Annotated in this window: 1 protein-coding gene; it reads right to left on the bottom strand. The window is 57.6% G+C overall.

Annotation, left to right across the window (positions count from 1 at the left end):
* Window positions 1-383 precede the first annotated feature (383 nt).
* Window positions 384-1,475, bottom strand: coding sequence for an FAD-binding oxidoreductase (locus DCC25_RS11185; RefSeq protein WP_158524787.1), 1,092 nt, complete (start codon window positions 1,473-1,475; stop codon window positions 384-386).
* Window positions 1,476-1,592 lie beyond the last annotated feature (117 nt).

Below are 1,592 nucleotides of genomic sequence, written 5' to 3'. Positions count from 1 at the left end.
ATAACGCAGCGATCATGTGCCTAGCCCGGCGTCGACTAAACGTCATGTACGCGATGATGAAAACAGGCACCCTATACGAACCCCGCACCCCGACCGCGGCTTGACAAACACCATAGGGACACCCCCCATAATTTGCCCTGGTGAAATAGGGCGCGCGTGGCCGTTGTAGCATTCGATGACGCACCGGGGTTTCAGGATCTGCTCCTCGCCCGGCGCAGGACGACTAGTCTTCCTCGAGGTTGGATCCAGTTGGTGGGTGAGCACCAGAACGGTTCACCGTCACCATACCCAGCCCGCGCTTTGATCACACCACGCGCTACAATCAGCCCAGTGTCTCCGACCCACGGGATAGGAGGTGTGCTTCATGACCCCACGACCGCGGACTACTGTTTGCCGATAAAGTAATCCCAGTCGGCCTCGGGGGCGTTTCCATGATCAAAACGTTGCGGACGGAAATTGTCGAGCATCGTGCTCGGTGTTCCCGAGAGTTCCTGCTCGACGAGCTCAGCAAGAATCATTGCGAGCGTCATGCCCGAGTGGGTGACTTCGGCATAGATGGTCTCGTGGTCATCCAGATAACCGACAATAGACAGTCCATCGATGGGGAAACTGCGACCGGAGTAGTACACCTTCTCGAGTTCGATCTCGACTCCGAAAAACTCCCTCAACCGCTGACGCATCACGGTCGAGGTGTCCTCCAGCAGCTCGGCGGTTTCGCCTTCGACCACGCGTTCTTCCATGGCCGGGATTTGAACCCAGAACCGGCCATCATTTCGGGGCCGAACATTCATCGCTGAACTGATGATCACGCGGTTCAGCGTGGCGTCGGTTGGCTGTGTCAGTCCAATCAGCGAGTGCGTGCGGGTACTCTGCTCACCAAGATCGGCGGTCGGAATCGTGAATCCGGATCGTTCCCCGATCTGACGAGACCATGCACCGGCTGCCAGCACCACCTTATCTCCCCTCGTCTGGGGCCCATCGCGGAAAACCACACGGGCACCCTGTGGACCGGGAATGACCTCGATCACCTCCCGGACCGTCAAGCGAACCCCGTAGTGCTCTAATTGACGTAGTAGCTCATCGGCTAAGCCTTGTTGGTCGAGCCAGGCTTCCAGCGGAAAGTACAGTGCGCTCTCCAAGTCCTGTGGCCATGCAATGCTCGGTTCCAGCTTATGGAGCTGCTGCCGGTCAATCACCTCCACCGGATAACCCAGGGAACGCGATTCTTCCAGTCGCTGGCCATACGTTTCCTGGCGTTCGGTGCCAAGATCGGCCATGATTGACCCGGTTTGATGGAACCAGGGCTGTAAGGGTGAATCACCCTCCACTCGTCGTTGATCCAACACCGATTCCTGGAACTGCGCGTGCGCGTGAATTCCTGCTTTATTGAGTTGATGATAGGTTTCGGGGAGTTTGTGATTGGCATTAATCCAGGCGAAAGAGCGATGACTGGCCCCGGCAAAGGGGCTCTTCACAATCGAGGGTGTAGACGGGGGTCTCGGGGAAGTGGCGCGTCGATAGCTGGATAGAGGTCGAGGCCTTCCGATGATGGAAGTTCCTACACAAGCCATCTGAAAGACCTCGACGTGCCT

This window comes from Auritidibacter sp. NML120636 (assembly GCF_003185945.1).
GTDB lineage: Bacteria > Actinomycetota > Actinomycetes > Actinomycetales > Micrococcaceae > Auritidibacter > Auritidibacter ignavus.
Note: the sequence above shows the minus strand (reverse complement) of the source record. Positions and strands in the feature narration are given on the sequence as shown.